The following is a 25856-nucleotide window of genomic DNA, read 5'->3' as shown; positions in this document are numbered from 1 at the left end:
CCCCGGGTCCGCCCCGGGGTTGCCCCGCGACGATCTTCCGCGACGCTCCAAGGATACGCCGATGACACCCAGCAGCGAACGACACGGCCCGACACCCCGCCCGACGGTGGCGCGGCGCGGGGTCTGCCTGGTGATCTCGGCGCCATCCGGGGCGGGCAAATCCACCATCGCCAACGCCCTGCGCGCGGCCGAGCCGAGGCTGCTGCATTCCGTCTCCGTCACCACCCGCCAGCCCCGCCCGGGCGAAACCGACGGCGTGCATTATCATTTCCGCACCATGGACCGGTTCCAGCAGATGGCCGAATCCGGCGAATTGCTGGAATGGGCCACCGTGTTCGGCCGGGGCTACGGCACCCCCCGCGCCCCGGTCGAGGCCGCCCTGGCCGAAGGCCGCGACATGGTGTTCGACATCGACTGGCAGGGCCACCGCCAGATCCGCGCCGCCCTGCCGGCCGACGTGGTCAGCCTCTTCGTGCTGCCCCCCTCGCTGGCCGAGCTGGAACGCCGCCTGTGCAACCGCGCCTCCGACGACCCGGAGGAAATCGCCCGGCGCATGCAGGCCGCGCGCGACGAAATCGCCCATTGGCAGGAATTCGACCACGTGATCATCAATGCCGACCTCGACCAGGCGATCGCCGAGGCCCGGTCGATCCTGGTCTCGGCCCGGCTCCAGACCCGCCGCCAGACCGGCCTGGCGGGTATAATCGCCGGATTCGGCGCGTAACCATGGATTTCTCCGCGATCACGGTACTCTGCATCGGCGACGTCATGCTCGACCGCTTCGTCTATGGCGAAATGGAGCGCATCTCGCCCGAGGCCCCGGTCCCGGTGCTGCGGCTGGGCCGCACCCGCGAAATGCCGGGCGGCGTCGGCAACGTAGCCAACAACATCCTTTCGCTGGGCGGCCGGGCGATCCTGGTCGGGCTGGTCGGCGCCGACGCGCCCGGCGACGCGCTGCGCGCCCTGCTGGGCGGCCGCCCCGGCCTGACCGACGCGCTCGTCGCCACCGACGCCCGTCCCACCATCTGCAAGACGCGCTTCATCGCCGCCAACCAGCAGGTCGTCCGCGCGGACCAGGAAAGCCGCCTGCCGCTGCAGCCCGCCGAGGCCACGCTGCTCCGCGCCGCGATCGACGCCCATGTCGGCGCCGCCGACATCGTGGTGCTGTCCGACTACGCCAAGGGCACCTGTGCCGACCCGGTCGTCGCCCACGCGATCGCCGCCGCCCGCGCGCGCGGCATCGCGGTGTTCGTCGACCCGAAATCCCGTGATTTCGCACGCTACCGGGGCGCCGCCTGCATCACCCCCAACGCGCGCGAACTCGCCCAGGCCACCGGTCTGCCCGTCGACACCGACACGGAAATCGAATCCGCCGCCCGCGCCGCCATGGCGCAGGCCGGCGCCGGCGCCATCCTGGCCACCCGTTCCGAAAAAGGCATGGCCCTGGTCGAACGCGATGCCCCCACGCACATCGTCCCCGCCCGCGCGCGCGAAGTGTTCGACGTCTCCGGCGCGGGCGACACGGTCATCGCCACCCTGGCGCTCGCCGCCGGCTCGGGCATGACCCTGGCCCAGGCGATGCACGTCGCCAACGCCGCCGCCGGCGTGGTGGTGGGCAAGCTCGGCACCGCCACCGTCGCACTGGACGAGGTCCTGGCCGAACTCGACGCCCAGGACCACGCCCAGGGCCTGGCCGCGGGCGACATGCCCGCCCTGCTGCCGCGCGCCCGCGCCGCCGAGCAGGTCGCGCGGTGGAAGGCCCAGGGCCTGCGCGTCGGCTTCACCAACGGCTGCTTCGACATCCTTCACCCCGGCCATGTCGCCCTGCTGGCCGCCGCCCGCGCCGCCTGCGACCGGCTGGTGGTCGCGCTCAACGACGATGCCAGCGTCGCCCGGCTCAAGGGCCCCGAACGCCCGATCAACCGGCTCGAGGACCGCGCCCGGGTCATGGCCGCGATCCGCCACGTCGATGCCGTGGTCCCGTTTCACGAGGACACGCCCCTGGACCTGATCCGCCTGCTGCTGCCCGACGTGCTGGTCAAGGGCGCGGATTACCGCCCCGACCAGGTGGTCGGCGCCGACGTGGTGCGCCAGGCCGGCGGCCGCCTGGTGCTGGCCACACTGGAACAGGGCCAGTCCACCACCCGCACCATCGGCCGCATCCGCGCCGCGAACGAGGCTACGAACGGGGCCGCGAACGGGGATCAGGACGCATGACGGCCGCGCCCGACGCAATGCCCGACGCAATCCGCCGCGCCCACGCCGCCTTCCGCGCCTGGCTGTTCGACAGCGCGCTGCCCGTCTGGGGCGACGTGGGCTGCGACGGCACCGCCGCCGCCCCCGCCCTGCGGGGCGCGCAGGAACATCTCGCCCCCGACGGCACCCCGGCCCGCCCGGGCTTCAAGCGCATGCGCGTCCAGGCGCGACAGCTCTACGCCTTCACCCGCGCCGCCCTCTATGGCTGGCCGGGCGGCGCGGCGCGGGCCGAGGGCATCTACCGCTTCATGCTGCGCGGGCTGCGCGCCGACGGCGGCTGGGCCTGCCGGCTCACGCCCGACGGCGCGGTGCTGGACCCCACGGCCGATCTCTACGACCTGGCCTTCATCATCTTCGCCCTGTCCTGGTACGCCCGGCTCGACCCGTCCGGCGAGCCGGTGCGCCTGGCGCGCCGCACCGTCGCCTGGCTGCGCGCCACCATGGCCCACGCCAATGGCGGCTTCGCCAACACCTGGCCGCCCGCTTCCGGCCCCCGGCAGCAGAACCCGCACATGCACCTGCTCGAAGCCGCGCTGGCCCTGTTCGACACCACGGGCGACGAAGCAGACGCCGCCCTCGCGCATGATCTGGTCGATCTGTTCCGCACCCGCCTGTTCGACCCGGCCACCGGCACGCTGGGCGAATTCTTCACCGATTCCTGGCAGCCCGTCGTGGGCCCCCAGGGCGCGCTGGTCGAACCCGGCCACCAATATGAATGGGTCTGGCTGCTGCACGAATATGCCCGCCTGACCGGCCGGCCCACGGGTGCGCACGCCCAGTCCCTGTTCGCCTTCGGCCGCCGCCACGGCGTCGATCCGCGCACCGCGCTGGTGCGCGACGTCCTGACCCGCCAGGGCGACATCGTGCGGGGCGGTGCGCGCCTCTGGGCCCAGACCGAGGGGCTGCGCGCCGAAATCGCCATGCACGGCCTCCCGCAGGCCCCCCCCCACGCCGACAATGCCGACAATACGGTCCAGATCGCGCGGATCGTCGACAATCTGCTCGGCCGCTATTTCATCGACTGCCCCCCCGGCACCTGGAACGACCAGCTCGATCCGGCCTGCCGCCCGGCCGGCGACAAGATCCCGGCCAGCTCCTTCTATCACATCGTCGCCGGCTATGCCGAGCTGGACCGCCTGGCCGGCGGGTCGGCCGGCGAATCGGCCATGAGGATCGCGTGAACACGATCACCCCCCCTCCCGAAGACGCCCGCAATCCTGACCCCCGCCCCGCGGACGATGGCCCGCTGCTGGGCCTGACCCGGCGCGCGCCCCCCGCCAACATGCAGGCCGAACAGGCGCTGCTGGGCGCGCTGCTGACCAACAACCGCGCCTATGACCGCGTGTCGGACTTCCTGGTAGGCGAGCATTTCGCCGACCCGGTCAACGGCCGCATCTATGATTCCATCGCCCGGCGGATCGAAGCCGGGCAACTGGCCGACCCGGTCACCCTGCGCGCCGAATTCGAACATTCCGGCGTGCTGGATTCGGTGGGCGGCACCGCCTACCTGGCCCGGCTGCTCACCGCCATGGTCGGCATCATCAATGCCGGCGATTACGGCCGGGCGATCCACGATGCCTGGGTCCGCCGCCAGTTGATCGATATCGGCGAAACCGTGGTCAACAACGCCTTCGGCGCCCGCCCGGACCTCGACGGCGTCGACCAGATCGCCGCGGGGGAAGAGGCCCTGTTCCGCCTCGCCACCGACAAGGGACAGGAAGGCGGCTTCACCAGCTTCGACCGCGCCCTGGCCGGCGCGCTGGACGTGGCCGAAAAAGCCTTCCACCGCACCGGCGACGTGGTCGGCCTCACCACCGGCCTGCGCGACATGGACAAGAAGACCGGCGGCCTGCACCCCTCCGACCTGCTGATCCTCGCCGGCCGCCCGGCCATGGGCAAGACCGCGCTCGCCACCAAGATCGCCTTCAGCGCCGCCCGCGCCCTGCTGCGTGAGGCGCAGGAGGCCCCGCCCGGTACCCAGGCCAAGGGCTCGGTCGCGATCTTCTCGCTGGAAATGTCGGCCGAACAGCTCGCCACCCGTATCCTGTCCGAACAGGCCAGCGTCTCGGGCGAGCGCATCCGCCGGGGCGAAATCGGGCAGAAGGAATTCGACCGCTTCGTCCAGGTCACGCGCGAACTGGCGCAACTGCCCCTGCATATCGACGACACCCCGGCCATCTCGCTCTCGGCCATGCGCACCCGCTGCCGCCGCCTGGCCCGCACCAAGGGGCTCAGCCTGGTGGTGGTCGATTATCTCCAGCTCATGCGCCCCTCGGTCGGCACCCGCCCCGAAAGCCGCGTGCTGGAAATCTCCATGATCACCCAGGGGCTCAAGGCGATCGCCAAGGAACTGAACGTCCCGGTGATCGCCCTGTCCCAGCTCTCCCGCCAGGTCGAAAGCCGCGAGGACAAGCGCCCCATGCTGTCCGACCTGCGCGAATCCGGCTCGATCGAACAGGACGCCGACGCGGTGATGTTCGTCTACCGCGACCAGTATTACCTCCAGCAGCGCCAGCCCAAGGAAACCGCCTACGACTCGACCGAAAAATACCAGACCGCGCTCGAAGACTGGCAGCGCAAGATGGACCTCGCCCACAACCGCGCCGAACTGATCCTGGAAAAACAACGCCACGGCCCCACCGGCACCGTGCACCTGTTCTTCGAAGGCGAATTCACCCGCTTCGGCGACCTCGACCTGGTGCACGATACCTGAAGCGGGCAGGGAGGCTTTCTTCTTTTTCTGAAGAAAAAGAAGCAAAAAGACTTTTATTCGTTTGGTGTCGATCGCGCGAACTCAGGTCCGGCGGAAATAGACAATGTTCCGGATTGGTATCAGTCGGAGTGCTGCTGGAAGGATCGGATTGACCGGGTTTCCTGTATCAACCGAGCCAAAGCCAGGACTGTGGCATGATGGACAACGCTGGCACATCGCCCACATCTCCACAGCCTCAGCACCTCCAGACCGATCTGACGGCCGCCTGAACAGAGAGGTAAACTGAGCCAGACCTTCCAACATAAAAACGGCCATCACTGGTCTTCTATCAAATCCATGTGACGTGTATATATTTAAGAATCAGAAGTAAATGTTATTACTTACGGTTTTTATTTTCGTCGTTCCTCAAAATTTCTTCCGCGTTCAAAACGGTTTTATCATTGAAATCTCTAATAATTTTTTTGGAGTTGTCTAAGAGTGGCATCTTAGGTAGCTTTTGATTTTCAGGTATTAATTTTCCTGTAAATTTTTCAACTTTGTCGATTGCTTTCCCTAGACGGCGTAATTTCCAATAAATAGAAATAAAGATTGGTAGGGCGCTATACAACTTTCTGGGGGGATAAAAGCAAAAATTATAAGAGATGATAAGTAAATAAAAGCTATCGCTGACATTCCTGTCCAAGTTGTTATTTTTGAAAAATGCTGGAATGCATCACTGATATGAGGCGCTTTGGTCATTCTCCACCACAACACCCCTTCAACAAATGAAAACAGGATAAAATGAACTGTCAAATGCCAAATTACGCAAAATTTCTTCAAGCGTATCATTTTGGATTGTGTAAATTCAAGCATATAAAATCCCCTTTATTCAATGAAATAAAACTGTCACCGCATTCTAATGCATCTATGCATCCTGTGTTAGATGCTCACCAGCATCTAATGAAAATTTTCCCACGATATAATGTCAGCTTTCCATAAATTCTCCAGAAATCCGCTCCGAGGCTATCCCGGCATTGCCGTCAAACAGGTGTCGGCAGATCCACCCTGACGACACGAAGGCCCTATCGACTTTCACCAATTTTGATCTTCTAGGTGTTTAGTCCCGGAGCTAAACAATTGGCCTCGATCTGGGCGATTGCACCAAGGGCGCGCTCCGGCCGATCATCATGGTCGCCAGAGGGACGGCTTGCTCGCAAACAGGATATCGCCCGACATGGCGGGCTTCTGTCATGCTCTCTCTCTGCGGTCATGAGTTTCTGCATGAAAGCCGTCACCTCGATCAGAGACGGATCGGGCGTAAATGTTCCCGTGTGGTTTCCATAACGGCATCTCGGAACTCCTTTCGAGCCGGAGACAAGGGGCGGCAACCGTCATGCAGGCAAACTTCAATCCCAGGCCCACGAGGCAGTCCAGGTCGATCCGGTAGAACGGATAAATGATTGGGAAGTCCAACCGGAGTACGGAAGGTCACTCCCAACCCCGCACCTGCCGCTGCCCATAAGCCTTGAAGGCTTCGGCTGGTAAAAGTCAGGCGCCATGGCGTTCCCGCCTTGTCGAGCAGTTCCAGTCCGATGCGTCGAAAGCGGCATGGATTGCCATAAAGGGCGAGGTCGATCGGAACTTTTGGTGCCAACGGCAAAGTTATATCGGGAGAGGGACCGATCCAGACGGTCGGAAGGGTTCCCAGTGATAACGCATCCGGCCGCCCACCGCCGCCGAAGGCCAGCACGAAATCCAACGCTCCCTGATCCAGTTGCTCGAACAGCAGCCCATTGCGCTCGACAAAGACTTCGATCAGCACTCCGGGGTGGGCGCGCTTGAAGATGCCCAGCAGCGTCGGCAGCCAGGATTCCGAAAAATCCCCGGGCAGGCCGAAACGTACGCTGCCCGAGACCGAAAAGCCGTTCACGGCTTCCAGCGTTTCGTCGTTCAACTCCAGGATTCGCCGCGCATAGGACAGCAGGCGCTCGCCCTGCTCGGTCAGGATGGTGCCGCGTCCCTCGCGTTGGAAGACCGGCTGGCCGGCTTGGTCCTCCAACTTGCGCATCTGCTGGCTGATGGCGGATTGCGAGCGGCCGAGATGGGCGGCAGCACGGTTGAAGCCGCCGAGATCCTGGGCGGTGACGAAAGTACGGAGCACGTCCATATCAAGATTGATGCGCGCCATCGTTCGTATTTCCTTCAGTGGCAATTCGAAAAAACGCGTTATTCGAAACTGTCCATAAGAGGTAGGAATCGGTCTCGTCAACACGGAGAATTCCCATGCGTGCCATTCGGATTCATGAATTTGGCGGTCCGGACGCGCTCGTTCTCGAAGATGTATCGACTCCGGAACCAGGCGAGGGAGAGTCGTTCGTCCGCTTGCATTACGCGGGGCTCAATTACACGGAGATCTATCAGCGGAGCGGCGTGACGAAGGTGCAGTTGCCTTTCACGCCAGGCTCGGAAGGTTTCGGCGAGATCGAACGCTCGGCACGGTTTTCCGTCGGAACGCGGGTGGCTTGGGCCGGATATCCTGGTGCCTACGCGGAATTGGCCGTCGTGCCCGATCACCGGCTTGTCGAGGTGCCGGACGACATTTCGGACGATGTGGCGGCCGCTCTCCTGTTGCAGGGCATAACCGCACACTATCTGGCCGAAGACAGCTATTGCGCGCGGGCAGGAGATGCGGCGCTCGTGCATGCGGCCGCCGGTGGCGTCGGGCTGCTATTGACGCAATTGCTGGCCGCGAAGGGCGTGGCGGTGATCGGGACTGTATCGTCCGACGCAAAGGCCGCTCTGGCTCGCGATGCCGGAGCGCATCAGATCATTCGTTACGATCACGAGGATGTCTCTGCGGCGGTGCGAGACGCGTACCCGGACGGCGTGAACGTCGTTTATGATTCCGTCGGGCAGGCGACATGGGCGGCAAGCCTGGCATCGCTGCGCCGTCGCGGCACAATTGTCTTATACGGCCATACCAGCGGCACGGTCGCGCCCGTCGATCCAATGCTGTTGGCGCGGTACGGCTCGCTTACTCTGACGCGCCCTCTGATCGGCGATTTCATTCCCACGGCGGACGCTTTGCAGGAACGAGCGGACCGCCTGTTCGGATGGGTTCGCGACGGTAGCCTGCGCCCCCTGATTACCCACAAATACTTGCTCGCGGACGCGGTGCAGGCTCATCGCGATCTCGAAGCGCGGCGCACCGTCGGCAAGGTTCTGCTGCGTATCGCGAATTAATGTCTTTTGAAGGAATATCGGAATGAAAAAGTACCTGCATTGTCGTTTGGCTGTTCTGCTGGCTATGTCTCTACCGCCCGGAAGCGCGCTGGCCATGCCCATGCCATCACTCACCGGTACTTGGGAATTGACAGAAGCCGACACGCTTTATGCTGACGGACATCGGGTTCACGGTTTCGGCGACCATCCGCAAGGTCGCATGATGGTGGATGGCGAGGGACGCTATGTCATCGAAATCTACCGTGTCCCCGGCATGAACTTCGTATCAGGCAACAAGGCGACCGGTACAGAGGCCGAATTTCGCGACGCGATGATGCGGAACAGCGTGCATTATGGGCATGTCATGCTCGACACGGTGCATCATCATATCATTTTTGACGTCGAGCACGCGGTATTCCCGAATTGGGAAGGAAAGCGGCAGGTGCGGGACTATATGTTAGAAGGTGATCGACTCAGCTATCAGGTACCGGCTTCATCCACAGGCGATGGGACTGTGGCGATTTCGGAGTGGCGCCGGCTGCGAAATTGAGCGGCAACGGGAAGACGTCCACCTCTATCTGCGCCCTTTCAGCTCCTGCGGCCTGGATTCTTCAGCCATCATGACGCTGCAGTCAGAACATAGTTTGCGGAAGAACTCAGTTCTCAGCAAAAATCAACAACAGAAGATCCCGCCATGACAAACGCCATTGCGTGCCTCCGCCCCCCCCGAACATCCATAAACTCTTTGGATGGTCCCATCAGGAAAGCCCATCCTCCACCGCCCTCGGCATCGCCTGCCCACGCGTCAGATCCACGATCCGCGCCACCACGGCATCGCAGGCCCCCACCGGCACCGCCACCACCAGCACGGCGCCGGCCGCGTCGAACCGCTCCTCCTCGATCGCCGCCCCCATGCCCGGCAGCCGTGCCCGCAGCAGCGCCAGATCGCCGAACCCGCAATGAAACGCCAGGCGCGTCATGGCGACGATCGGCACGCGCGGTGCCAGGCGCAGGCATTCCGCTGCCGTGCCGCCATAGGCGCGGACCAGTCCCCCGGCCCCCAGCTTGATCCCCCCGAACCAGCGCGTCACCACCACGGCGACCCGGTCGAATCCCTGTCCGTCGATCACCTGCAGGATCGGCCGCCCGGCGGTGCCCCCGGGCTCGCCGTCATCGTCGCTGCGATAATCCTGCCCGATGCGATAGGCCCAGCAATTATGCGTGGCGTCGGCCACCGACACCGCGCGGACGAAATCCAGCGCCTCGGCAGGCGCGGCACAGGGCGCCGCCCGGGCCAGGAACCGGCTCTTGCGGATCTCCTTCTCGAACCGCGCCGGCTCGGACAGCGTGACCCGCCCCCCGCCGGCCGCGTCGCCAACCCCCTCGCTCACGCCGCCTCGCGCACCCGTCGCCGCTCAGGCGTCGCCGCCGGCCGCGTCCCCGCCGCCGAACAGCGCCACCAGGTCGCCCAGATGGCCGATCTCGTTCAGATGCAACCCCTCGGGCGCGCTCAGCCGCGTATTGCCCCGCGCGACCCGCCGCGGCAGGAACGCCGCATCGAATCCCAGCTTCTGCGCCTCCTTCAGCCGCGCATCGGCCTGCGCCACCTGCCGCACCTCGCCCGACAGCCCCACCTCGCCGAAATAGACCGCGCCCGCATGGGTCGGCCGGCCGGTGGCGGCCGACACCAGGGCGGCCGCCACCGCCAGGTCGGCGGCCGGCTCCAGCACCCGCAGCCCGCCCGCGATGTTCAGATGCACGTCCATGCCGTGCAGCTTCATCCCGCACCGCGTCTCCAGCACCGCCAGCAGCATGTTCAGGCGCGACGAATCCCACCCCACCACCGCCCGGCGCGGCGCGGAATCGCCCGATTTGGGCGACAGCAGCGCCTGCACCTCCAGCAGCACCGGCCGCGTGCCCTCGATCCCGGCAAACACCGCCGACCCGGCGATATTGCCGCGCCGCTCGGCCAGGAACAGCGCCGACGGGTTGGGCACCTCGACCAGCCCCTGGTCGGTCATGGCGAACACGCCGATCTCGTCGGTCGCGCCGAAACGGTTCTTGGCGGCGCGCAGGATGCGGAACTGGTGCCCCCGGTCGCCCTCGAAATACATCACCGCGTCGACCATGTGCTCCAGCACGCGCGGGCCGGCCAGCGCGCCCTCCTTGGTCACGTGCCCGACCAGGATCAGGCTGAACCCGCGCTGCTTGGCCAGCCGGATCAGCTCGAACGCCGTGGCGCGCACCTGGCTCACCGTGCCCGGCGCGCTCTCCACGCTTTCCAGCCACATGGTCTGGATCGAATCGATCACCACCAGCGCCACGTCGCGCTCGGCCTCCAGCGTGCCGGCGATGTCGGTCACGTTGATCGCCGCCGCCAGGTCCAGCCCCGGCGCATCCAGCCCCAGCCGCCGGGCGCGCAGGCGGATCTGGTCCACCGCCTCCTCGCCCGAGATATACATCACCCGCCGCCCGCTGCCCGCCAGCGCACACGCCGCCTGCAGCAGCAGGGTCGATTTGCCGATGCCCGGATCGCCGCCCACCAGCACGACCGACGCCGGCACCAGCCCGCCGCCCAGCACCCGGTCCAGCTCGGCGATGCGCGTGCCGACGCGCGGCGGCGGCTCGGCCACCCCGTCCAGGCTGACGAAGGCGATCTTCGCACCGCGCCCCCGGCGCGGCGCCGCCCCGCCGGCAGGCGACGGCGCGGCGGATTCCTCGACGATGCTGTTCCACGCGCCGCAGGATTCGCACCGCCCCGCCCATTTGGGAAACACCGCCCCGCAGGACTGGCAGACGAAATGCTGGGCCGGCCGGCGGGCCACTAGCGCCGCAATTCCATGCTGATCGGCCCCTCGCGCCGGCCGTGGGTAAACTGGTCCACGATCGGGTTGCCGCTGTCCAGCAGCGCACCCGCCGCCCCCTGCCAGATCAACCGGCCCTGGTACAGCATCGCCGCCTGGTCGCCGATCCGCTGGGCGGACGCCATGTCATGGGTGATCGCGATCGCCGTCGATCCCAGCCGCCGCACGCAATCGACGATCAGCCCGTCGATCACCGCCCCCATGATCGGGTCCAGCCCGGTCGTCGGCTCGTCGAAGAACAGGATGTCCGGCTGCCCGGCAATGGCGCGGGCCAGGCCCACGCGCTTCTGCATGCCGCCCGACAATTCGGCGGGGAACAGCGCCCCCACCGACGGGTCCAGCCCCACCTGCTCCAGCATCCGCCCGGCATGGGCGCGCGCCTCGGCCCGGCTCATCCGCGCGCCGTGGCGCCGCCCGCTGGCCAGCAGGCCGAAGGCGACATTCTCCCAGACCGGCAGGCTGTCGAACAGCGCCGCGTTCTGGAACAGCATGCCGATCCGCTCGATCACCGCCTCGCGCCGCCGCGCCGACAGCGGCACCACGTCCACCCCGTCGATCTCGATCGACCCCGCATCCGGGGTGATCAGCCCCAGGATACAGCGCAGCAGCACCGACTTGCCGCTGCCCGACCCGCCGATCACCACCATCGACGTGCCCGGCATGACATCCAGGTCGATGCCGTCCAGCACGATCTTCGGGCCGAACGCCTTGCACAGGCCGCGAATGCGGATCTTGGGAATGTCGGACGTCATTGCGAAAAGAACACGTCGGTCAGAAGATAATCGGACGCCAGCAGCAGGATCGACGCCGCGACCACCGCCGCCGTGGTGGCGGCCCCCACGCCCTCGGCCCCGCCTCGGCTGTTATAGCCATGGTAACAGCCCATCAGCGCGATCAGGAACCCGAACACCCCCGCCTTCACCAGCCCCACCGTCACGTCGATCGGCTTCACGGCGGCAAAGGTCGCGGCGATATAGACGGGGGCCGAAAAATCCAGCTTGGCGATCGACACCGTAAAGCCGCCCAGCACGCCCAGTATGTCCGCCACCACCACCAGGCACGGCAGCGCCAGCGTCCCGGCCAGCAGGCGCGGCGTCACCAGGTATTTCATCGGGTTGGTCGACAGGGTGCGCAGCGCGTCGATCTGGTCGGTCACCCGCATGGTGCCGATCTCGGCCGCCATCGCGGCCCCGACGCGCCCCGCGACCATCAGCCCGGCCAGCACCGGCCCCAGCTCGCGCGTCACCGACAGCACCACGATGCCGGCGATCGCGCTCTGCACATGGTACTGGGCAAAGCCGGTATAGGATTGCAGCGCGATCACCCCGCCCGAAAACAGCGCCGTCAGCGCCACCACCGGCAGCGAGAAGAAGCCGATCTCCACCAGCGACCCCAGGAAGATCCGCCAGTAGAAGGGCGGACGCACCAGGTGCGACAGCGCCGCGGCCCCGAACAGCGTCAGCGCCCCGGCCGTCCGGACCAGGTTCAGGGCGGCCCGTCCAAGGGCGGCGATGAAATCGAACAGGGCGTTCATGCGGAATACCGCGCGCAGGCCGCAGGGGCCGATCCGGCAAGTCGTCGCCAGTGCGCATGTTCGGTCAGGCTGTCAGACATGGCCCTGCCGTAGCGCGGCTTGGCCGGCGCGTCAAAATACGGAATGTCACACCAAAAAAAAACGGCGCCGTAAAGCGCCGCGTAGTTTAGGGAGGAAACGTCCATGAAGCGCGCATAACGCCACTTCATGCGCCATTATTGCCGGGCCGGACCGCGCCGAGTCAAGAAAATTGTGCACTGCAAAATCAACAAAATGCCCTATCCGGGGGCCGTGGTTCCAGGGTTCCAGGTTCCAGGTTCCGGGGGCCGCGCGCCGGACCGCACATGGCCTCTGGCCAAGCTGCCGCCGCCGAAGCATAGTCCGCCCACGCGTCGAACATCCATGACGGACAAGGAGGGGATGCCATGCGCATTGCAATGATCGGCGGCGGCTATGTCGGCCTTGTCTCGGCGGCGTGCTTTGCCGAATTCGGCAACCAGGTCTCGGTGGTGGAAATCGACCCCGACCGCCTGGCCGCCCTGCGTGACGGGCGTATCCCCATCTACGAACCCGGGCTCGATACGCTGGTGGCCGACAATGCCCGCGCCGGCCGCCTGTCCTTCGGGTCCGATATCGCCGATGCCGTCACGGGGGCCGAGGCGATCTTCATCGCCGTCGGCACCCCGCCCCGCAACGGCGACGGCCAGGCCGACCTGACCTATGTGCACCAGGCCGCGCGCCAGATCGCCCGGGCGATGGGCGACTATGCGGTCATCGTCACCAAATCGACGGTCCCGGTCGGCACCAGCCGCCGCATCGCCGAAATCGTGCGCGAAACCCGGCCCGACCTCGATTTCGACGTCGCCTCCAACCCCGAATTCCTGCGCGAAGGCAGCGCGATCGGCGATTTCATGCGCCCCGACCGCGTGATCGTCGGCCTCGATCAGACGGCACCCGACGGCGGCGCCCGTGCCCGCGCGGTGCTCTCGGCGCTCTACCGCCCCCTCTATCTGATCGAGGCCCCGGTCCTGTTCATGGCGCTGGAAACCGCCGAACTGACCAAATACGCCTCCAATTCCTTCCTGGCGATGAAGATCTCCTTCATCAACGAAATGGCCGATCTGTGCGACAAGGTGGGCGCCAACGTCCACGATTTGTCGCGCGGCATGGGGCTGGACGGGCGCATCGGCCGCAAATTCCTCCATCCCGGCCCCGGCTATGGCGGCTCCTGCTTCCCCAAGGACACGCTGGCGCTCACCCGCATCGCCCAGGAAGCCGGCGCCCCGACCCGGCTGATCGAGGCCACGGTGGGCGTCAACGACGCGCGCAAGGTCGCCATGGCCGGCCGCATCGCCGCCGCCGGCGGCGGCTCGGTGCGCGGCCGCCGCATCGCCGTGCTGGGCCTGACCTTCAAGCCCGAAACCGACGACATGCGCGAATCCCCCTCCATCCCCATCCTGGTCCGCCTGGCCGAGCAGGGCGCCGAACTCCGCGCCTTCGACCCGGTCGGCATGCAGGCCGCCCGTCCGCATCTGCCGCCCGGCATCACCTATTGCGACAGCGCCCTCGACGCCGCCCGCGACGCCGACACCCTGGTCGTGCTGACCGAATGGAACGAATTCCGCGCCCTCGCGCCAAACGCCCTGGCCGCCGCCATGCGCGGCCGCGTCATCGTCGATTTGCGCAACATCTTCGACCCCGCCGCCATGCGCGCGGCCGGCTTCCATTACCACTCGGTCGGCCGTCCTATCTGAAGGCAGGCTGTTCTTTTTTGAAAAAAAGAACCAAAAAACTTTTGAATTTTTTATAAATATATGTCGGAGTAAACCCGACTCTTACAACGAATCAAAGTCTTTTTGCTTCTTTTTCGGAAGACAAAAGAAGAAATAACGCCTCCCCGCGGACACGACGCCCGGCCCGCCCCCTCAGGGCCCGACCGGACGCCGCACGCCGGAGGATTTACGGACGTGTCTCGTCCTCTTCGTCCTCATCCTCCTCCTCATCGTCCTCGAACACCGGTTCGACCGTTATGATGTCGGCATTCCCGGCGCGCAGCGCCTCGGCGTCGCGCTCGGCCTCGTCCTCGGTCTCGTACAGCCTGCCGTCGTCCGGATCGTCGCTCCACGCATTCTCCGGGCCCCAGAACTCGACTTCCCCGCCGTCGACCTCCCGGACCACCAGATACCCGACGATCATGTCGTCTTCGTCACCCATGACGTCCCCCTCTCTGCTGGACGGATGACGTATGGCGCAAGCCACGCAAAAGGAAAGGCCCCCGGAGAAATTTTAAGCCTTAAATGCCGTGCCGGGCGGCCGATGCGCGCGGGCCGGTCACGCCCCGGTCCCGCCTTCCGCCCCGATCTCCGCCAATTCGGAAAGAATGCCGTCCGCCAGCCGAAGTTCGGCCGCCGCCAGATTTTCCCTCAGATGGGCCAGCGACGACGTGCCCGGGATCAGCAGGATATTGGGCGCGCGCGCCAGCAGCCATGCCAGCGCTACCTGCATCGGCGTGGCGCCCAGCCGCTCGGCCACGCCGGACAATGTCGCGGACTGCAACGGCGCAAAGCCGCCGAGCGGAAAATAGGGCACATAGGCGATGCCCAGCCGGCCCAGTTCATCGATCAGCGGGTCATCCCGCCGATGCGCAAGGTTATAATGGTTCTGCACACAGACGATCTCGGCAATGCCGCGCGCCTCCGCCACCTGTGCCGCGGTGGCGTTGCTCAGGCCCAGATGGCGGATCAACCCCTGCCGCTGCAGCGCCGCAAGCGCCGCGACCTGCACCGCGATCGAACCCTCGCTGGGGGCATGGATATCCCCCATCACCCGCAGGTTCACGACATCCAGGACATCGACGCCCAGATTGCGCAGATTGTCATGCACGCCGCGGGTCAGCGCGTCGGGGCTCTGCGCCGGGTTCCACGACCCGTCGGCCCCGCGCACCGCCCCCACCTTGGTCACGATCCGCAGATCGGGCGCATAGGGATGCAGCGCCTCGCGGATCAGCCGGTTGGTGACGTGCGGTCCGTAGAAATCGCTGGTATCGATATGGTCGACACCGGCCGCGACGGCCGCGCGCAGCACGGCAAGCGCGCTCTCGCGGTCGCGCGGCGGCCCGAATACGCCGGGGCCCGCCAGTTGCATGGCGCCATAACCCATTCGATTCACGCGCCGGTCGCCCAGCACAAAGGTGCCTGCTTTCATAAGGTCGGTCATGTCCGCCTCCAGGGATAAGGACGGCATGACTATGGGCGTTGACCGCACGCGCGATAATCGGCTGAAATCGGCACAGGCTGTACGGAATTCCGAACAATGACGGCGGATCTTCAGGATCTCCACGCGTTTCTGGCGGTGGTGCGGGCAGGCGGCTTCCGCGACGGCGCCCGCGCCCACGGTGTCTCGGCGTCGGGCCTCAGCGAGGCCGTGCGGCGTCTCGAAACGCGGCTGGGCATACGATTGCTGCACCGCACGACCCGCAGCATCGCCCCGACCGAAGCCGGCGCGCGCCTCGCCGAACGCCTCGCCCCCGCGCTGGGCGAGGTCGAGGCGGCGCTGGACGTCGTCAATATTTTCCGCGACCGGCCGGCCGGCACGCTCCGGCTCAACGTGCCCGCCAGCGTCGCGCGCCTGGTCCTGCCGTCCATCGCCACGCCGTTCCTGAAACGCTATCCCGACATCAGGCTGGAGGTCATCGTCGAGGACAGGTTCGTCGACGTCCTGGCGGCCGGCTGCGACGCCGGCATCCGCTATGACGAGCGGCTGGAACAGGACATGATCGCAATCCCCATCGGTCCGCGCACGCAACGCGCCGCGACCGCCGCGTCACCGGCCTATCTCGCCGCCCGGGGCCGGCCGGAGCATCCGCGCGACCTCCTCGCGCATGCCTGCCTGCGCGGGCAGTTCGCCAGCGGCGCCATCCCGGCCTGGGAATTCGAACGCGACGGACAGATCGTGCGCATCGACCCCGCCGGCCCCCTGCTGGTCCGCCTGGGCGCCGCGGTGGACCTCGCCGTCTCCGCCGCCGTCCAGGGCCTGGGCATCATCCATCTTTTCGAGGACTGGCTGCGCCCCCACCTGGACAGCGGCGCCCTGGTGCCGGTGCTCCAGCCCTGGTGGCAGGAATTCAGCGGCCCCTTTCTCTATTATCCCGGCCGCCGGCATCTTCCCGCGCCACTGCGCGCCTTCGTCGATTTCATCCGATCTGTCCCAGAAGACCCGTCTTGCGATAGCTCTCGATGATGTCATCGAACAGCGCGATGTCCGAACGACTCCGCGCCATGAGCTGGGCACCGGCAACGGCGGAAAAGACGGCGCGCGCCCGCTGTGCGCACGCCTCCGGGGCGGCGCCATGTGCCGCGGCGATGACCCGGCTCAGCCAGGCCACGTTGGCGTCGGCAAAAGCCTGGACCTCGCGCCGTACCGCCTCCGGCAGGTCATCGTACTCCGCGCTCATGAAGCTGCCGAGACACAGCCGGTTACCGTTCTCCAGCGACCTGCGGAACAGGTCCGGATACCGGCGCAGGCACAGAACCGGGTCGGCAGTTTCCGCCCACATGGCCTCCAGCGCGGCCGCGGTATCCTCCCGATAGCGCCGCGCGACCGCCGCGCCGAGATCGGCCTTGCTGGGAAAGTGATAATAGACGCTCGCGGCCTTGATGCCGACATCCTCCGCAAGATCGCGGAAATTCAGGCCGCCATAGCCATGCGCCTGCGCGGCGCGCCTGGCCGCCGCCAGGATGCTCTCCCTGGAACCCGCACGCATTCTCTCGCCCACTGCCTCGCTCACGACTTCACCTCTCTCTCTACCAAGTGACAGATAGCCGTTGACGACGAAAATCTGAAGCCCTACGGTCACCTACCAAGTGACAGATAGGTTTCCGAAAATGAATATGAAGAACACGAATCTGAATCCCGATCTGAATCCCGGCACCGCCGGGTCCGATGCCGGCGCGGTCGCACCGATGACGATTTACGATTGGCCCACCGGCCCCTATCCGGCGCGCGTCCGGATCGCCCTGGCCGAAAAGAACCTGCGATCGCACGTCCGGTTCGTGACGGTCGATCTCTGGAAAGGCGAGCACAAGACGGCCGATTTCCGCGCAAAGAACTACTCGGGCACGCTGCCGGTGCTCGAACTCGACGATGGGACGTTCATCGCCGAATGCACCGCCATCACCGAATATCTCGACACGCTCGCGGGGCCTCCCGTCCTGACGGGCAGGACGCCGCGCGAAAAGGGCGTGATCCACATGATGAGCAAACGCGCCGAAATCGAATTGCTCGACGCCGTCAGTGTCTATTTCCACCATGCGACACCGGGGCTCGGACCTGCCGTCGAGATCTATCAGAACCCCGAATGGGGACTCCGCCAGCGCGACAAGGCCATCAGAGGGATGCATTACTTCGATGCCGTTCTCAAAAAACAGCCCTTCGCCGCGGGGGAAGCCTTCTCGATGGCCGACATCACGATCATAGGCGGCCTGATATTCGCAGCACTCGTGGACCTGCCGATTCCCGCGGAATGCACGGCGCTTCAGGCCTGGTACGCAAGAATGCAGGCGCGCCCCAGCGTCAGGGACCAGTTGGCGATGACCATTCCGGCGCGCTGAACCCGCGTGCCGGAATGGTCACGCCGCAAGACATGCGCCTGCTCTCCGCCTGATCGGCGTAACCCGCCGGATTCACGGCCTTGCAGACGGAACAGGTCCAGTTGGTATAGGGGCTGACACCTCAACGGGTGAGCCGCCACGTTCTGCCAGCTTGTATCCCAAGCTTGCAGTCCTGAAAATTCAGTCAGTGCAGCGGGGCGCCAGCCGGTTCAGCCGGGGAGCCATCCTTCGGTGAGCATGAGTTCCGCGGTCCAGATCGGTGCCTCTGGGAGGGTATCCAGACCGGTCTCCTCCAAGGCCCTTGCGAGGCCATCGCTCCAGGCGTCACCGAGCCATTTGGGGTCAACCAGGGAAGTCTTCAGGCTGGGGGTCTCTTCGAGTGCGCGCGCGATGCGCTTTCTCTGCTCTCGAATTGAGCCGGACCATGACGACGACCTCGCCGAAGGCTGGTAAAGCCACTTGAGCAGGTGGGTAATCAGGACTGCCATACGGCTGGTTAACTCGCGTTTTTCACTTTTACCCACGTCTTCGATCTCATCCGCGATATGCTCGATGTCGAGCTGGTCGAACTGTCCCGCACGGATCAAACGCGCCTGTTCAGTGGCCCAGGCGACAATGTCTTGATCGTAGCTGATCGGCATGACGATGTTCTCCTTTGGGCGCTGCAATCGTGTTCCGGTCTTCATCGAGGCGTTGCGGGGCGGGAAACTCGGGTGATGCGGCCAAACCTCGGCCCAAAGGTCAGCCAATGTTAACGACGCGCCGAACAGGCGGCGGTGTCGTTTCGGCGCTCCTGGTTCTCGCCTCCAGCCATCCTGCCACGTCGTCGGGAATCCTCACAGCGCCCCGCGCCCATTGCCGAACCGTTCCTTCCTGGCGCCCTAAAATCGCAGCGAGACCCCGCTGTGACCAGTGCAGCACAGCGAGACATTCCCTCATCCGATCAGGCGTCACGGCGCACTTTTTCCCGCCCTTGCAACAGCTCATCCTCGTCAATCAGCCGGGTCGATCCTCTCTATATACGCATTATGCGTATATCATGTAAGCGAAATAAGGTGGTCTTGGATAAAAAAACATGCACCGCATCGCGTAAATGCCCGCGACCCTGCGTCAATTTTATACCCGGATATATTGACGGGGTGAGAGAATCAATATACCCAGGCGAAATGTCTTCAGATACTCCGGCCAACACACTGGCCATTCCCTGCACCGGGTTCGCGGGCGCGCGAAAAATCGCCTCCGGATCGCTGGCGGACGTCGCCCTGGCGTTGAACCCCTTGGCCGAAACGGCCAAGGATCCCCTTCTGATTTTCGCGGACGACACGGGTACCGTCCTCGACATCGATCTCCGCGGCAGTACCGCCGACATGCTGTACCGCCTCACCCGATACCAGGCCCCTCAGCCCCCTCAGCCTCCCGCAGCCGCCAAGCCCCGCGGCCGGCCGAAACTGGGCGTGATCGCGCGTGAGGTCACGTTGCTGCCCCGCCACTGGGACTGGCTGGCCGCGCAGCCGGGCGGCGCGTCACAGGCGCTGCGCCGCCTTGTCGATCAGGCGCGCAAGGCCGATGGCGGCCAAACGGCAAGGCGCCTGGCGCATGAACGCGCCTATCGCGTCATGGCGGCGCTGGCCGGCGATTATCCCGGCTTCGAAGACGCGGCCCGCGCCCTGTTCGCCGACGACATCGACGCCTTGGCCCGCGCCGCCGCACCCTGGCCCCAGGACGTCAGAGACTACGCCGTCAAGCTCGCACAGCCCCAGGAACAGCCCCAGGATCAGTCTCGTGAATGAACGGCCACGCAAGACTCGCCTGCGTCATTTCATCCACCAGGTCTGGAATCGGGGCGATGCGGACAGCGCAGCCGCCTATCTCGCGCCCACCTACCGGATCCGCCATGACCCAGGGGACCCGTGGAACGGCATGACGCTCGACCTCGCAGGGTTCAAGGCGCGAGTCATCCGGCTGCGCGCCGCCTTTCCGGATCAGCATTTCGACATTCAGGGCCTCTACGCCGACGGCGACACGGTCGTGATGACCTGGCTGTGGAACGCGACCCACCTGGGCGACCTGCCGGATTTTCCGGCAACCGGACACACGATCGAAATGTCCGGCGCCACCGCCTATGGGTTCGACAGGTCCGACAGGCTGACCGGACATTGGCAAGTCACCGATCGCCTCGGCGTCTACCAACAGTTGCAACGAAACAAATTGTCGCGTCCACTCCACACATCATTTTAAAAAATACTTGTATTTCCAAGATTTTTATAAATACGCCAGATCAGGACAGACCGCATAACGAATAAAAGTCTTCCTGATTACGCACTATTTTCAGCCAGGGATTTATGATACAAAACGAGAACATTTGTTGTTTTCGAGAGGCTTGATCGATGGCTCGCAACAAGGTCCAGTTTCAGAAAGGGCTAAGCGAAGCCCAATTTGACGAACTTTACGGAAGCGAAGAGAAGTGCCGAGCGGTGATCTTTGGCTGGCGTTGGCCATCTGGTTTTGAATGCCCGGCCTGCGGCGGGCGTGAGCACAGCGTCATTCAGAGCCGTGGGCAGTATCAATGCAGCGCCTGTCGGAAGCAGACGTCGCTGATCGCCGGAACGATCTTCGCGGCAACCAAGGTGCCGTTACGGACCTGGTTTCGTGCCCTGTGCACCATCTGACCCAGAGCAAAGGCGGCATCTCCAGCATCGAACTGGGGCGCAGGCTCGGCGTGACGCAGACCACGGCCTGGAAGATCAAGCATAAACTCGCGCAGGTAATGATGGAACGCGAGGCCGGCAAGCGACTGAAGGGACGGATCGAACTGGACGACGCCTATCTCGGCGGAGAACGCGGCGGCGGCAAGCGCGGGCGAGGATCAGCGGGCAAGACGCCGATCGTGGCCGCTGTTGAAACCACACCGCAAGGCAAGCCAATCCGCCTGAAACTCCGCCGGGTGGCCGGGTTCAGTAGGGCCGAGATCGCAAAGATGGCAAAAAACAGCTTCGACCCCGCCAGCAGCGTGGTCAGTGACGGTCTACGCTGTTTCGCCGCCGTCACCGAAGCAGGGTGCGTCCATCATCCCATCCTGACCGGTTCGGGACCAAAGGCAGGCCGCAACCCTGCTTTCAAATGGGTCAATACCGCTCTCGCCAACATCAAGAATGCCATGACCGGTACTTACCGTGCTATCCGTGACAAGCATGCGCCGCGCTATCTCGCCGAGTTCGTTTATCGCTTCAATCGCCGCTTCGACCTCGCCTCCATGATCCCTCGCCTCGGATACGCCGCCGTCAGAACCCCGCCCATGCCCTATCGCCTGCTCAAATTGGCTGAAATTAGTGCGTAATCAGGAAAGTCTTTTTGCTTCTTTTTCTTCAGAAAAAGAAGAATCTCTTCCTCAAAAGAAGAATCTCTTCCTCCACAGGAAGACCGTCACCACAAGGCTACAGCCGCACTTTCATGCGCGGCAGCATCCGTCCAGCGATCGACCCGGACGGGACAAGCCCGTCCTCCTCCGCTCCCATCCGGGAATAGAACGGAACCGCACCCGGATCACAATCGATCCGCAGGGCACGGGCCCCGGATCGCCGGGCCGTCTCCACCGCCCACGTGAAAAGCGCCCGTCCCACACCCTTTCCCAACTGGCTGGGTTCGACGAACAATTTGTCCAACTCGGCATCCCGGCCATGGATCTCAAGACACGCGACACCGACGACCCGCCCACCAGACTCAGCAACCCGCACATGAGATGCCGTAATATTTTCCGGAGTCATCGACAGTTCAGGCAGGCACGCGTCCAAGAATGCTTGATCATAGCCCCACACAGCCTTCGAACGCAGGCACAGCGCTGTCAGAACGGCTGCTTCGTCGGCACGGGCGGGGCGAAAATCAATCATGGCGTGGGTGCCGGATTTCGTTCAGCAGCGATACGGCATCCGCAACCAGTTCGGCATTATTCGCGGCAAGACACCCGTCGCGCAGGTACATGCCATCCTCCAGGCCGACACGGAACGATAATGCGTTCGCGGCCGCATAGGCGAGCAACGGCCACATCGTCGCGTCCTGCCCATGCAGCAAAATCGGCTTTGCGCGGGGCAAGCGGCAGATCCGATCCAACAGCGCCGTTGCCTGGCGACGTGCGGCCGCCTCGTCCTGATCCTCGATTTCAACAAGGATTCTCAAAACGCAATCAGCACACTCCAGCGCGATCAATCGGTCGAGATCTTCTTGCCGCGACACGCCCGCTTCGACACCGATCCCTCTATCCATCAACAACCGGATGACGGTCTCCGCACCATCTTCCGACAAATTGACCGATGCATAATCGGGCTTATACCGCCAGCCCGCGATACAGGCGGTGGTCGCCGACAGGCTACCCTCGATCCATGCGCCGGTCGAAAGCCCGATCAAGGTTCCCGGACAGGCGCGCCGTACCGCCAGAACCGCAGGCGAGATCACGTCATCGGCCAGACTTTCACGGCCATCCACGCGCCGGGGGTGCATGTGAATTTCGGCTGCACCAACCATGATGCACGCAATTGCATCGCGCGCCAGCATTTCCGGCGTGACGGGAAGCGCCGGATGATAGTTCCGGGCACGTGCGCCATTCAGGCAGGCTTGAACGATCATGCAGACAGTTAAATAACCTCTCGGACCGCGTGCAAGGCACGGTCGGTCACGATCGCGCAATGGCCGTCTTTACACAGTCCGAATGTCAGGCGTGCATCAGTCCCGCAAGGGGGGCAACCCCAGCGCGCGCTGTGCCCAGGACAAGGCTGTTGCAAGCTGCTGCCGCTGAATGCGGCGCACGAAAGGCGCATGCGGTATGATCGGCAGCCCTGCCCGTGCGGCGAAATAACCCGAGACCCATGCGGCGACATCCGGTGCGTCAGGCAAGATGTGCTCGGGTGGGGGGCCGCCTTCAAAATGCAGGCTGGGCAGCCAGAATCCCAGATCGAGTCGCGGGTTCGAAAGACAAGCCTCCGACCAGTCCACCAGCCTGGGTCCATCGTTCAGCAGGGCGATATTATCGCTCCTGACATCCCAATGGGTGACCGCATTGCCAACGGTGGAACATTGCGCCTCGGCCGCGACCAGAAGGGGAAGCGCACGGTCAAGCCAGGCCTGATCGGCCAGCCCAAGGGAAAGGAATGCAGACGGATCATGCGCGACGCTGTTCCAGCCCGCATGCTGTCCCCCATGCACCTGCGCATGGGCAGGCAATGCCGCCTCCGAACGATGCAGGGCACCAAGCATCTCGCGGACCTGCTCAACATCACCGTCCCGCCACGGCGGCGGCCACCGGGCATCCTGCAATGCCTCGATGACCAGAACTGGCCGTGCGCCGTGATCCGCCCAGCCATAGAACGCCGGCCGGAACCGCGCCGCGACAGCCATATAGGCCCCAGCCTCCGCCCGCAGGGCACGCGCCGTGACGTCATTGGTCGCGATTTTCACGAATGCCCGCCGCTGACCGGATACGATCACATACCGGGCCGCCGGAGTATAGCCGCCGCGGACGGGCAACCATGCGTCGGGCCGCCATCCTATAATGCCGGTCACGCAGGCGATAACGTCTTCGGTCGGTACCAACGCTCCCTCAGCCATGCGCGCCTCGCCCATAACCCGGAAGAGAAAACGTACAATAAAAGAAATTTTTAATCAAAACATGCCTGACCGCATGCGACGTTCAAATCTTGTTTCTGAACTCGGAAGTCTGGATGACCATCTCCCCATGGCGCTTCGGCGTGACGACCCTGTTGTGGGTTCTCGTCGCGCACGCGGTCGATTTCTTCACGCATGAATATGCCCATGCCCTGATGGCCTGGTTGCTTGGCTGGAAATCGAACCCGTTCGCACTCCATTACGGCAGCGCCACTCTCGATAACATCCTGCTGCAACAGCAGATCGATGAAAACGTCGATTATGCGCCGATCTTCGCCACGCATCACGGGCTGGATGCCGCCCTGATCGCCTTCGCGGGACCCGGCCTGGCAAATGGCGGCATGGCTCTGCTGACTCACGCTATGCTCCGCAGGGCAGGGGGACGGCTCACCCCGTTCCCGGCACGTGCCCTCATCTGGCTCGACGCGTTCGCGACCTTCAATGTCTGGAGCTACGCCCCGCTCCGCCACTCTCTTGAATCGGAGTCAGCGCCTCTGCGGTTCAGGTCGATTTTATGTTTCGGCGGGCAATCGACGAAGGGCGAGCACGATAATGTCCAACTCCACCCGCTACGCGTTCCTGCTTGTCATCGTCGGCCTTCTGGTCCCGGTTGTCGCCACCCCCGCGACGTGTGCGACCAGAGAAAACTGGGTCGGCGTGTGGGCTGCCAGCCCGGCCTTTCCCAACGGGCCGAACATCAGCAACGCGACCATCCGGCAATATCTCCGCCTTTCCCTTGGCGGGTACCGGCTGCGCCTGCGGTTGAGCAACGACCTCGGTACTAGACCGCTCATCATCGGATCTGCCGCCCTTGCGGCTCCCGGCAGACAGCCGGGAAGCATCATGCCGCACTCCATACATCCGCTCACGTTCAGCAGTCACGCGTCCATCATCATCAAACCTGGCCAAAGCGTCCTGACGGATCCGGTCAAAATTGACACAAAATCTCTGCAAATCGTGGCCGTTGACCTCTTCGTTCCGCGCGCCACAGGCATAACGGCGACGCATCCGTTCGGCGTGGCCACTACCTGGATTTCGAAAGACGGGAATAGCGTCGGCCGAGACATGCTGCCTGAACCGACACAATCGCAGATGCGTTTCTTCATCAGTGAGGCTGAAACGGACATACCGGATGCCGTGACTCTTGTGGCTTTCGGAGACTCCATCACCGATGGCTACGGCCTTACCGTCGATCGCCAATTCCGCTGGCCGGATATTCTCGTCAACCGCTTGACGAAGGCTAATCTACGGATAGGCGTCGTGAATGCAGGCCTTGCCGGAAACCGGATGCTGCGCGACGGGCAAGCGGCCGCCCTGGGTCCCTCGGCCTTGGCGCGCTTCGACCGAGACGCCTTGTCCGTTCCGAATGTCAGGACCATTATCCTGCTCGAATCCATCAACGATATCGGATTTTCGGACGACAAAGGACCGCCGGAACAAATCGTCTCCGCCCAAGATATCGAAACCGGAATGCGCCAGTTGATCACACGAGCGCATGCACATGGCATCCGCATCTTCGGCGCCACGCTCACGCCATTCGGAGGCGCCGAACCCGGCTTTTACAGCGCGGCAGGAGAAGCCAAACGGCGCGCGGTCAATCAATGGATCCGTTCCAGTGGCGCGTTCGACGGCATCATAGACTTCGACGCTGCGGTCCGGGACCCGAGCCATGCTGACCGCATCAGGCCGGACTATGACCAAGGTGATCATATACACATGAACAACCTCGGCTATCGTGTCATGGCCGAGCATATCGACCTGACACTCCTGACGCCGACACCGCAGCCGATCTGCGCGGGCGAAGTGCAAGTCGGAAAATCGAAGGATGATGCGCATGTTCGACTTCCGCTTGAAGCTTTTCGGGTCCCGGCTCATTCGAGCCTCAAGACACCGTCTACCCGGTAGGCCGGTCCGCAATATTCCCCACGGATAAAGCCGTTGCCCGTGCTATCTCGACCACAAGCGCAAAAGCGGACCCACGCCCGCCGTCCACCCAGTCCCCCGGCCGTGTCGGCACATTCCGC

At 64.5% G+C, this 25856-nt stretch carries 27 protein-coding genes and 1 pseudogene; 13 read left to right on the top strand and 15 right to left on the bottom strand.

Going from position 1 to position 25856, the window contains the following annotated elements:
* The first annotated feature begins 61 nt into the window (after nt 1-61).
* Genes gmk through AAC691_RS13730 form a run of 4 tightly spaced genes read left to right on the top strand, consistent with a single transcriptional unit; the run spans nt 62 to nt 4969 of the window.
* Nucleotides 62-724 (top strand): guanylate kinase, encoded by a 663-nt coding sequence (gene gmk / locus AAC691_RS13745; RefSeq protein WP_342627317.1) that lies wholly within the window; start codon nt 62-64, stop codon nt 722-724.
* A 2-nt stretch (nt 725-726) separates the two neighbouring features.
* Nucleotides 727-2217: a D-glycero-beta-D-manno-heptose-7-phosphate kinase gene (gene rfaE1 / locus AAC691_RS13740; RefSeq protein WP_342627316.1), complete on the top strand. Its 1491-nt coding sequence runs from the start codon at nt 727-729 to the stop codon at nt 2215-2217.
* Nucleotides 2214-3437 (top strand): AGE family epimerase/isomerase, encoded by a 1224-nt coding sequence (locus tag AAC691_RS13735; protein ID WP_342627315.1) that lies wholly within the window; start codon nt 2214-2216, stop codon nt 3435-3437. Before rfaE1 ends, AAC691_RS13735 begins: the two co-directional genes overlap by 4 nt.
* Nucleotides 3434-4969: a replicative DNA helicase gene (locus AAC691_RS13730; protein ID WP_374729313.1), complete on the top strand. Its 1536-nt coding sequence runs from the start codon at nt 3434-3436 to the stop codon at nt 4967-4969. Before AAC691_RS13735 ends, AAC691_RS13730 begins: the two co-directional genes overlap by 4 nt.
* Before the next feature lie 552 nt (nt 4970-5521).
* On the opposite strand, the gene AAC691_RS13725 is transcribed toward AAC691_RS13730, so the two are convergent.
* Together AAC691_RS13725 and AAC691_RS13720 are read right to left on the bottom strand one after the other, a co-directional pair.
* The gene (locus tag AAC691_RS13725) at nt 5522-5821 is read right to left on the bottom strand and encodes a hypothetical protein (protein WP_342627314.1); all 300 of its coding nucleotides are present in this window, start codon (nt 5819-5821) and stop codon (nt 5522-5524) included.
* A 427-nt stretch (nt 5822-6248) separates the two neighbouring features.
* The gene (locus AAC691_RS13720) at nt 6249-7136 is read right to left on the bottom strand and encodes a LysR substrate-binding domain-containing protein (RefSeq protein WP_342627313.1); all 888 of its coding nucleotides are present in this window, start codon (nt 7134-7136) and stop codon (nt 6249-6251) included.
* 95 nt (nt 7137-7231) lie between these two features.
* Between AAC691_RS13720 and AAC691_RS13715 the strand changes: the two genes are divergently transcribed.
* Both AAC691_RS13715 and AAC691_RS13710 read left to right on the top strand, forming a co-directional pair.
* Nucleotides 7232-8191, top strand: a complete 960-nt coding sequence (locus AAC691_RS13715) for a quinone oxidoreductase (protein WP_342627312.1) — start codon at nt 7232-7234, stop codon at nt 8189-8191.
* A gap of 22 nt (nt 8192-8213) precedes the next feature.
* Nucleotides 8214-8720 (top strand): lipocalin-like domain-containing protein, encoded by a 507-nt coding sequence (locus AAC691_RS13710; protein ID WP_342627311.1) that lies wholly within the window; start codon nt 8214-8216, stop codon nt 8718-8720.
* A 208-nt stretch (nt 8721-8928) separates the two neighbouring features.
* On the opposite strand, the gene AAC691_RS13705 is transcribed toward AAC691_RS13710, so the two are convergent.
* Genes AAC691_RS13705 through AAC691_RS13685 form a run of 5 tightly spaced genes read right to left on the bottom strand, consistent with a single transcriptional unit; the run spans nt 8929 to nt 12777 of the window.
* A complete protein-coding gene (locus AAC691_RS13705) occupies nt 8929-9561 on the bottom strand; it encodes a YigZ family protein (protein ID WP_342627310.1) in 633 nt (210 codons plus the stop codon).
* A gap of 24 nt (nt 9562-9585) precedes the next feature.
* Nucleotides 9586-10995 (bottom strand): DNA repair protein RadA, encoded by a 1410-nt coding sequence (radA, locus tag AAC691_RS13700; RefSeq protein WP_342627309.1) that lies wholly within the window; start codon nt 10993-10995, stop codon nt 9586-9588.
* Nucleotides 10995-11786, bottom strand: a complete 792-nt coding sequence (locus tag AAC691_RS13695; RefSeq protein WP_342627308.1) for an ATP-binding cassette domain-containing protein — start codon at nt 11784-11786, stop codon at nt 10995-10997. Before AAC691_RS13695 ends, radA begins: the two co-directional genes overlap by 1 nt.
* Nucleotides 11783-12568 (bottom strand): ABC transporter permease, encoded by a 786-nt coding sequence (locus tag AAC691_RS13690; protein ID WP_176640980.1) that lies wholly within the window; start codon nt 12566-12568, stop codon nt 11783-11785. The genes AAC691_RS13695 and AAC691_RS13690 overlap by 4 nt, the downstream gene beginning before the upstream one ends.
* Entirely contained in the window at nt 12565-12777 is a 213-nt protein-coding gene (locus AAC691_RS13685) for a hypothetical protein (RefSeq protein ID WP_342627307.1), read from the bottom strand. Before AAC691_RS13685 ends, AAC691_RS13690 begins: the two co-directional genes overlap by 4 nt.
* 216 nt (nt 12778-12993) lie before the next feature.
* Here AAC691_RS13685 and AAC691_RS13680 point away from each other — a divergent pair, with 216 nt between their 5' ends.
* Nucleotides 12994-14322 carry a UDP-glucose/GDP-mannose dehydrogenase family protein gene (locus AAC691_RS13680; RefSeq protein WP_342627306.1) on the top strand — a complete coding sequence of 443 codons (1329 nt, stop codon included), beginning with the start codon at nt 12994-12996 and terminating at the stop codon, nt 14320-14322.
* Nucleotides 14323-14527: 205 nt separating this feature from the next.
* On the opposite strand, the gene AAC691_RS13675 is transcribed toward AAC691_RS13680, so the two are convergent.
* A complete protein-coding gene (locus tag AAC691_RS13675) occupies nt 14528-14782 on the bottom strand; it encodes a hypothetical protein (RefSeq protein WP_342627305.1) in 255 nt (84 codons plus the stop codon).
* Nucleotides 14783-14899: 117 nt separating this feature from the next.
* On the bottom strand, nt 14900-15784 hold the full coding sequence (locus AAC691_RS13670; RefSeq protein WP_342627304.1) for an aldo/keto reductase family oxidoreductase: 885 nt from the start codon (nt 15782-15784) through the stop codon (nt 14900-14902).
* Nucleotides 15785-15880: 96 nt separating this feature from the next.
* On the opposite strand from AAC691_RS13670, the gene AAC691_RS13665 reads away from it, so the two are divergent.
* Nucleotides 15881-16807, top strand: coding sequence for a LysR family transcriptional regulator (locus AAC691_RS13665; protein WP_342627303.1), 927 nt, complete (start codon nt 15881-15883; stop codon nt 16805-16807).
* Here AAC691_RS13665 and AAC691_RS13660 read toward each other — a convergent pair.
* Nucleotides 16761-17354: a TetR/AcrR family transcriptional regulator gene (locus AAC691_RS13660; protein ID WP_342627302.1), complete on the bottom strand. Its 594-nt coding sequence runs from the start codon at nt 17352-17354 to the stop codon at nt 16761-16763. The two genes, AAC691_RS13665 and AAC691_RS13660, sit on opposite strands and share 47 nt — an antisense overlap.
* A gap of 175 nt (nt 17355-17529) precedes the next feature.
* Here AAC691_RS13660 and AAC691_RS13655 point away from each other — a divergent pair, with 175 nt between their 5' ends.
* On the top strand, nt 17530-18177 hold the full coding sequence (locus AAC691_RS13655; protein WP_342630218.1) for a glutathione S-transferase: 648 nt from the start codon (nt 17530-17532) through the stop codon (nt 18175-18177).
* Between the two features lie 209 nt (nt 18178-18386).
* Here AAC691_RS13655 and AAC691_RS13650 read toward each other — a convergent pair whose 3' ends face one another.
* The gene (locus AAC691_RS13650; RefSeq protein ID WP_342627301.1) at nt 18387-18818 is read right to left on the bottom strand and encodes a DUF29 domain-containing protein; all 432 of its coding nucleotides are present in this window, start codon (nt 18816-18818) and stop codon (nt 18387-18389) included.
* 525 nt (nt 18819-19343) lie between these two features.
* On the opposite strand from AAC691_RS13650, the gene AAC691_RS13645 reads away from it, so the two are divergent.
* From AAC691_RS13645 to AAC691_RS13635, 3 genes and pseudogenes are all read left to right on the top strand, one after another.
* Nucleotides 19344-19967 (top strand): DUF2239 family protein, encoded by a 624-nt coding sequence (locus tag AAC691_RS13645; protein ID WP_342627300.1) that lies wholly within the window; start codon nt 19344-19346, stop codon nt 19965-19967.
* Nucleotides 19960-20415: an ester cyclase gene (locus AAC691_RS13640; RefSeq protein WP_342627299.1), complete on the top strand. Its 456-nt coding sequence runs from the start codon at nt 19960-19962 to the stop codon at nt 20413-20415. The genes AAC691_RS13645 and AAC691_RS13640 overlap by 8 nt, the downstream gene beginning before the upstream one ends.
* Before the next feature lie 149 nt (nt 20416-20564).
* Nucleotides 20565-21514, top strand: a pseudogene (locus tag AAC691_RS13635) (IS1595 family transposase).
* 97 nt (nt 21515-21611) lie between these two features.
* Here the strand turns inward: AAC691_RS13635 and AAC691_RS13630 are convergent.
* The 4 genes from AAC691_RS13630 to AAC691_RS13615 all read right to left on the bottom strand — a co-directional run bounded on the left by AAC691_RS13630 (nt 21612) and on the right by AAC691_RS13615 (nt 24191).
* On the bottom strand, nt 21612-22064 hold the full coding sequence (locus tag AAC691_RS13630) for a GNAT family N-acetyltransferase (protein WP_342627298.1): 453 nt from the start codon (nt 22062-22064) through the stop codon (nt 21612-21614).
* Nucleotides 22057-22797, bottom strand: coding sequence for a 3-keto-5-aminohexanoate cleavage protein (locus tag AAC691_RS13625; RefSeq protein ID WP_342627297.1), 741 nt, complete (start codon nt 22795-22797; stop codon nt 22057-22059). Before AAC691_RS13625 ends, AAC691_RS13630 begins: the two co-directional genes overlap by 8 nt.
* A gap of 96 nt (nt 22798-22893) precedes the next feature.
* On the bottom strand, nt 22894-23775 hold the full coding sequence (locus tag AAC691_RS13620; RefSeq protein WP_342627296.1) for a hypothetical protein: 882 nt from the start codon (nt 23773-23775) through the stop codon (nt 22894-22896).
* A 50-nt stretch (nt 23776-23825) separates the two neighbouring features.
* Nucleotides 23826-24191 carry a hypothetical protein gene (locus tag AAC691_RS13615; RefSeq protein WP_342627295.1) on the bottom strand — a complete coding sequence of 122 codons (366 nt, stop codon included), beginning with the start codon at nt 24189-24191 and terminating at the stop codon, nt 23826-23828.
* A 193-nt stretch (nt 24192-24384) separates the two neighbouring features.
* Here AAC691_RS13615 and AAC691_RS13610 point away from each other — a divergent pair, with 193 nt between their 5' ends.
* On the top strand, nt 24385-25737 hold the full coding sequence (locus AAC691_RS13610) for an SGNH/GDSL hydrolase family protein (protein WP_342627294.1): 1353 nt from the start codon (nt 24385-24387) through the stop codon (nt 25735-25737).
* Nucleotides 25738-25856 lie beyond the last annotated feature (119 nt).

It is taken from the genome of Nguyenibacter vanlangensis, from assembly GCF_038719015.1.
Taxonomy (GTDB): domain Bacteria; phylum Pseudomonadota; class Alphaproteobacteria; order Acetobacterales; family Acetobacteraceae; genus Gluconacetobacter; species Gluconacetobacter vanlangensis.
Note: the sequence above shows the minus strand (reverse complement) of the source record. Positions and strands in the feature narration are given on the sequence as shown.